A 6,217-nucleotide genomic window follows, 5' to 3' on the forward strand; every position below is an offset into this window, starting at 1 on the left:
AACAGCACTTAACACGAATATTCCTGCAAGGGTGCGGAGGGAAAGGCTCTAAAGTGCGACCGCACCACACCTGCGACCCTAAGAGATGTCACTCTAAGGGTCTCGGTGTCAGGAATATCAAGACGTTAGGCGAAAGGTCATTTTAGGCTAAATGTTCTGGTCAGAAAGCTGATTTTTCATAAAGGGGAGGGCATTATGGCTAGTATCTTGGGCAAAAGAGAAAGAATTATCTGGGTTTCATTAGTGAGCGTAATAGTAATAATTTCTATACCTGTTATTACGAAATATCAGACAACCTTAAATCTATTTAATCAAAGAGTCTTAGAATTCGAAGCTGAGAAAACAAACTGGATGCAGAGAGAGGCAAATTTGACTTCACAGGTTGCAGATCTCATAACCGAGTCAGAGAAACATTCCCAGCTTATAAGCACATTTCCGGCAAATAATCCGGATGTTATTAATGGTTTGAAACGGCAAGGATTTGACGGTAATGTGCAGGATATTATAAATGACCTCATAAAACATAATGAATTAATTCCATATGCAGGTGTATTGGGTGGGAAAATGGGTTTTTACAACAAAGAAAAGGTATATGTACTTTCAGATAAATGGGTTTATGCACATTTTGATGATGGGCACATCAATGGATATATGCTGCTTAGTTATAGTGTGAATAACGAGGCTATTTCATGGGAAGTGATTGATTCTTACTTATTTGGATAGTAATCCAACATTATTTTAGAATGTTATAAAAGGCAGCTCATCGCCTAACACAGCATGACCGTTTGTGCTGGTGGGACAGGCTTTGTAGCAGAGCCAGCATACATGCCTTCACCAAGATAAGAGCTATCTAGGGCTCAGGCATGTCGGTCATGCGAAACGTTAGACGTAATTTAGTCTGAGATAGTGATAACTCGAAAGTAAGAAAATTAGATTTATATGCAATAGCAAGGGGTATAAGCGCAAAATATATTTTTTTCATAAAGGGTGGGAAAAAGTGAGGATAACTTTAGGAGAATGCATACTTGATATTAATGTTGAAGAAAACGAAAGATATTATAAAAATGAAAGAAACATAACAGAAGACTGCCAATGTGATGGTTGTGAGAATTATGAACTAGCTGTCGAGCAAGTATCTTCTGAAGTTAGCAAAATGTTCAAGCAGTTAGGCTTAGATATTAAAAAGCCAGCCGAAGTATATGTGAATTGTTCCGATAATAACATTTTGCTCTATGGTGGATTTTATCATTTGTGTGGCACAATGATTGAAGGTAAATCAGCATGGGAGATTGTATCAAAAACAAAAAAGTCTATGGTCAGTCATTTAAATGAAGAAAGAATGTTTTGCATCGGAAAAGATTTCCGAATTTTCTTTCAGGAAGATTGCGCATTATTGAGTAAAGATTTTCCACGACCATGTATTCAAATGGAAATTCTAGCTTATTCGCCATGGGTACTACAAAAACAAAATACATATGAGCAACAGATATAATTTAAAATTATCTAAAAAACTCAAGGTGTATTGTTAAAAACTACGTCTAACAAGGCACTCCCATTCGTTGTGGCTGCAGGTGGTAAAGCCTTCGAAGAAGCCACAACACATGCTTTTGCCACCTAAAGGGGCTCAAGCATATCGGGAGTGCCAAAACGTTATCTTCAATATGGCGAAATGCCGGGCGTCCATGCCCGGATTTGTTAGGGAGATTTTTTGGATGGTTTATATTACGTCATAATTGTAAAATAAAACGATACGATATAAGAATTATTTATATTTTGTTTATGTATGGGGTGAAGATAGAATGACTGATATAAAGAACTTTTTGAAAAAATATACATTTGCTTTAACTGTATTTGTCGGTTGGATTACTACTGTTTATATATTGTATTTCATTAAATATGAAATGTATGCAGGAGCAATAGATGTTCTTTTGTTATATGTGGTTATCTTTCCGCCTGTAATTGCTTTATCTGATTTATTGTCAGAATCGACAGAAAACGAAAAGAAAAACAAAAAGCAATTACAAATCATTTTAGATGTGATAGGAATTGTTATAGCCGTATGCTTTGTTGTTTGGGCTTTATTTAAATCACCTTACATAGTAGGAATTTATGATATTTTAGCAATAGCTTTGTTTATGGTAATATTATCTCGGTTTCCTAAATTCCAAGAAAAGCTTAAAAATAAAATCAATCGAAAAGAACGTTCTGCTTTCGTAATATCCATTTATGTTATTTTGATTGTTGTTCCGATAATTTTTAATGCTGTAACAAGAACAACAACGGTAAAGGGAGCCGAAATAATCCTTGAAAACAATGGTTATGCTGACGTAACATATGCCGACTTAATTGATGATGAAAGAGCTTTAAGTATTGTTTTTGATGATAAAACAACTTTAAAAAAGGACAATACACGTGATGATTTAGGTTTCTATTTATTTAAAGCAAGCAAAAATAATAAAGAGTATGGTGTCGCAATAAATATTTTGGGCGGAGAAATTTCAGGTGAAACTTTAATAGAAAGCAATCCTTATATACATTATTACATTCGATAATCATGAGATTATGAGCATAATCTGTATTTTATTTAAGTCGTACAATTCATAAGAAGTGTAGTGCGAGATTTTTAAGGAGTTGCACTCCATGGCAACTTCTGAGCAAGGGGTCACCATACTAAAGATAACAAAGCATCTCCACAAGGGCGCGAAGAGTTGAAGCCGGAGGTAGGCGTGCCATATTGCTTCACCGGGTGCGAGCACCGCCAAGGGGTATTCCTCATATGTCCGGTTCAGCAACATTGGAGATGCCAGACGTTAGCTGAAATCCTATAGAAGAGAGTGCTAATTTTAGAGGATGAAAAAAGAATTAATATCACAATAGTATTAAAGTGCAAACTAGAGATTATTTATAATATTTCCATCGGAAACCTTGCAGTAATGTGTTTTTATTGCAAGGTAATATTTTCGGAATTATGTTATTTTTATTTGGAGGTGAGATTGGAGATGGAATGGTTAACTCAGATGAATGATGCATTAAATTATATAGAGCTTAATTTGCAAGGAACAGTTGATTTTAGTGAAGTAGCTCATATTGCTTGTTCTTCTTTAACTCGATTTCAAAGGATGTTTACATTTATGACAGATATGACAATAGGTGACTATGTTAAATGTAGAAAGATGTCTCTTGCTGCTGAAGATTTGAAAAATACTGATATTAAGGTAATTGAACTTGCTCTAAAATATGGGTATAAATCACCAGAGGCGTTTACAAGAGCTTTCCAATCATTTCATGGTGCACCACCTACTGTCGTTCATAAGTCTGGAATCTCTAAAGTTTTTCATCCAATCTCATTTCAAATTAAAATAAACGGAGGAAATATGATGATGGGTTCAAAACCAGTAGTTCAAATTGAAGAGTTAAGTAATTTAAAGGTTGTATGCTTTCAAGTGAATTGTAAGGAACCTGAAAATGAAGCATGGAATCAAATGCGGAAGTGGGTAGTTAGTAACTTGAATGATTATGAAGCAAGAAGATATATTGGATATGCACCTTGCGGACATCATCCAGAGAGCAGTGAAGAGGAACCACATGAGTATGTCGCTATGATGCTATTATATGGAGAAGAAGGACAAAATGATTATATATCGGGAGCAAAAGTATGCGATGCCCCTAAGGGGCTATTTCTTGTTGGAGATGTAGTGTTAAATGAATTTGACGACAATGGAAACATAGATATTGGTGAATCAATGAAAAAATCCTCTTAGACTATTTATGAGTGCATGTTAGATATGAAAGGCTATACTATGGATTTTTCTGAAAGAAAATATTTAGAAGAAGTTGTTTTTCCAAAAGAATGGTTTTTAGCCGAAAATACTAAGGAATTACAGGCAGAGTATAAATTCTGGCTGCCAATAAAAAAACAATAGCTTTGAAAGGTACTCTGGAGGTGTATATTTTTGTATGAAAGAATGTTAAATAAACAGATAAGCCCCTCATTTACTGATATGATATCCTATTGCGGTGATGTGGGTGGGTTATGGATGACTGTCGATGAATATCTAAAGGATAAGTATGAGATAAAAGGCTGTATTCGTTTTCCATACGGTAACAAATATGGGTGGAGTATGAAATATAGCTGCAAAAACAGTCTTATATGCGATATCTTTGCAGAGAAAAGTGCCTTTATGGTATTAGTTCGTGTACCCAATGATGCAATTCAATCTGTATACAGGGAATTAAGTGATTATGCCAAAAATGTTTGGGATAATAAATATCCATGTGGAAATGGAGGATGGCTTAATTACCGTATTACAGATAAAGACCAATTACAGGATATTATAAAAATATTAGATATAAAAGTAAGCATATTCAGAAAATGAGCATAATCAGAAGTTCTTTTACTTCACAATGTTCTTATATTGTGTATTAATAAGCGCTTTTGGTAGTGCTGATTCAAACATTAGTGGTGTCGGACTCCAGCTAACAAAGTGTCCCCTTTCGTTGTGGCTATATGAGGTAAGCCTACGAAGAAGCCACAACACACCTTTCAAGCTCATGAATGGCTTGAAAGGCGTCGGGGACACGTAGACGTTAAATGAAATTGGTCGAAAAGACCGCGCCATCCTGGCGCGGATATAAATATGGGGAGGAATGGTAAATGCCAAAAAGACTAAGGAGTTATCCTATATATTTAGCCCCCAAAATTATAGGAGTAATGAAGCCTAATGGGCTTTCAGAAGTATTTGATGAAAAGGATGAAGAATACCTTAACCCAAATGCTATTGATGACAAGATTAAGATTTATGAAAGGCAAGTAAAAGAATGGTTTCTGAATCGGGCATCTAGGTTGCTTAGAGGAGAAGATAATGGTTTCATTATATTGATGATTAGCGTTTCGTACGTTGAGGGAGTTCAGCAATACATTAATGGACAACCCAGTAATGGTAATAGTGGAGCAGTATTTAAACAAGGTCTTGATAGGATTTTTCTCTTAATGTAGATAATACAAAGTTAAATGATTTCTATAGACAAGTTAGATGTGGACTATTTCATAACGGTATGAGTGGTAATCAAGTAATTATTAGTTATAACTATCCTCAACCAATAGATTTTTCTGAGAATGATACTATCAAAATCAACCCAAAAATTTTATTAAAAGATATCCGAAAAGATTTTTCAAGCTATATATCCATTTTAAAAAACCAGACAAATACAACTGAAAGAGAAAACTTTAACAGGATGTTTGGTGTCCAATAAAATCAGTTGAATTTATCCTGCTTGAGAAATAAGAAAGAAGCCTTTTAATATTACTTTGTTTAAATCTAATTATTAGGAGGAGTTATTGATGGATGAAATGACTATCAAGGTCTTGGCTGAGATGGGCGCAAATCTAACAAACTTGGCTGTTAAAGGTACAGTATCTGCAGTAAGCAATAAAATAAAGTCTATCAAAATGGAAAAAGACGTTGAAATTATCAAGAATAAATATGATGAAATCATTAATGAATTGCTTTCGGAAAGAGAAGAGGCTGTCAGAATTGCCCAGGTGTATAAAACAGAGTTAGAACGGTACGAAATTAGTGATGATGACATAATGCATCTACATAATACAGTCGAAAGAGTCTTAGAAATATTAAAAAAGATGGTTCCTACTACTCCGGTAGAAAGTTATGAACAATTTAAAGAATTAATTAATGTTGACACGTTAAAAGCGATGCAATTACTGGGATTTAATTATAAGGCTGCTATTGGAGATCCGTTAACGGAACTCTGTGCAAATGCCATCCTTTCAAAATCGAAAAGCCCTCAAAACTCAGGTGTGAAAAATAAGAAATAGTAGAAGAGTAACTATAGAGTGAAAGGAGTCGCCCTCCATGGCGACTTCTGAGTCTGGGGACGACCAACTTCATTTAACAGAGTATTGCCGAAACTTTTTAAAGATGAATGTAGTTGGGCCGCTTCGGCAATACTCGGGACGTTATCCAACACTTTCCACCTTAGTATTCCCCTCGGCTTCAACGTCATGCTGGGGAAGGCGATGGAGGGGGAAGGGTCATTTTTGATTGGAGTTTTTGACAATGAAAAAGAATCTTGGCACTCCCCAAGATTCTCAATGTTTTAATTCTTAGTTTCATTAGCACTCCCTAATGAAACTACATATTTTATTATTTTTATTTTATCATGCAACTTATTTTTTGTCAATAATTATTGATTTATTCGC

8 protein-coding genes are annotated in these 6,217 nt (G+C 35.0%); all 8 read left to right on the top strand.

Going from position 1 to position 6,217, the window contains the following annotated elements; genetic code table 11:
- Window positions 1-195 precede the first annotated feature (195 nt).
- The 8 genes from LJD61_RS10940 (at window position 196) to LJD61_RS10975 (ending at window position 5,833) form a co-directional block, all read left to right on the top strand.
- A complete protein-coding gene (locus LJD61_RS10940; protein WP_255227575.1) occupies window positions 196-723 on the top strand; it encodes a hypothetical protein in 528 nt (175 codons plus the stop codon).
- A 274-nt stretch (window positions 724-997) separates the two neighbouring features.
- Window positions 998-1,492, top strand: a complete 495-nt coding sequence (locus LJD61_RS10945; protein WP_255227576.1) for a hypothetical protein — start codon at window positions 998-1,000, stop codon at window positions 1,490-1,492.
- Window positions 1,493-1,799: 307 nt separating this feature from the next.
- On the top strand, window positions 1,800-2,552 hold the full coding sequence (locus LJD61_RS10950) for a hypothetical protein (protein WP_255227577.1): 753 nt from the start codon (window positions 1,800-1,802) through the stop codon (window positions 2,550-2,552).
- Window positions 2,553-2,999: 447 nt separating this feature from the next.
- A complete protein-coding gene (locus LJD61_RS10955) occupies window positions 3,000-3,761 on the top strand; it encodes a helix-turn-helix domain-containing protein (protein ID WP_255227578.1) in 762 nt (253 codons plus the stop codon).
- 39 nt (window positions 3,762-3,800) lie between these two features.
- A complete protein-coding gene (locus tag LJD61_RS10960; protein WP_255227579.1) occupies window positions 3,801-3,923 on the top strand; it encodes a hypothetical protein in 123 nt (40 codons plus the stop codon).
- Window positions 3,924-3,953: 30 nt separating this feature from the next.
- Window positions 3,954-4,376 carry a DUF3788 family protein gene (locus tag LJD61_RS10965; RefSeq protein ID WP_255227580.1) on the top strand — a complete coding sequence of 141 codons (423 nt, stop codon included), beginning with the start codon at window positions 3,954-3,956 and terminating at the stop codon, window positions 4,374-4,376.
- Between the two features lie 278 nt (window positions 4,377-4,654).
- Entirely contained in the window at window positions 4,655-4,996 is a 342-nt protein-coding gene (locus LJD61_RS10970) for a hypothetical protein (protein WP_255227581.1), read from the top strand.
- A gap of 345 nt (window positions 4,997-5,341) precedes the next feature.
- Complete coding sequence (locus LJD61_RS10975; RefSeq protein ID WP_255227582.1) at window positions 5,342-5,833, top strand: hypothetical protein; 492 nt, start codon at window positions 5,342-5,344, stop codon at window positions 5,831-5,833.
- The last annotated feature ends 384 nt before the right edge of the window (window positions 5,834-6,217 follow it).

Origin of the sequence: Lutispora saccharofermentans (assembly GCF_024363565.1) — a bacterium.
Taxonomy (GTDB): Bacteria; Bacillota; Clostridia; order Lutisporales; family Lutisporaceae; genus Lutispora; species Lutispora saccharofermentans.

Bases quoted from the DNA above. Each gene is read 5' to 3' on its own strand.
- LJD61_RS10955 (WP_255227578.1), top strand. From the start codon at position 3,000: ATGGAATGGTTAACTCAGATGAATGATGCATTAAATTATATAGAGCTT.
- LJD61_RS10975 (WP_255227582.1), top strand. From the start codon at position 5,342: ATGGATGAAATGACTATCAAGGTCTTGGCTGAGATGGGCGCAAATCTA.
- LJD61_RS10970 (WP_255227581.1), top strand. From the start codon at position 4,655: ATGCCAAAAAGACTAAGGAGTTATCCTATATATTTAGCCCCCAAAATT.
- LJD61_RS10950 (WP_255227577.1), top strand. From the start codon at position 1,800: ATGACTGATATAAAGAACTTTTTGAAAAAATATACATTTGCTTTAACT.
- LJD61_RS10940 (WP_255227575.1), top strand. From the start codon at position 196: ATGGCTAGTATCTTGGGCAAAAGAGAAAGAATTATCTGGGTTTCATTA.
- LJD61_RS10960 (WP_255227579.1), top strand. From the start codon at position 3,801: ATGGATTTTTCTGAAAGAAAATATTTAGAAGAAGTTGTTTTTCCAAAA.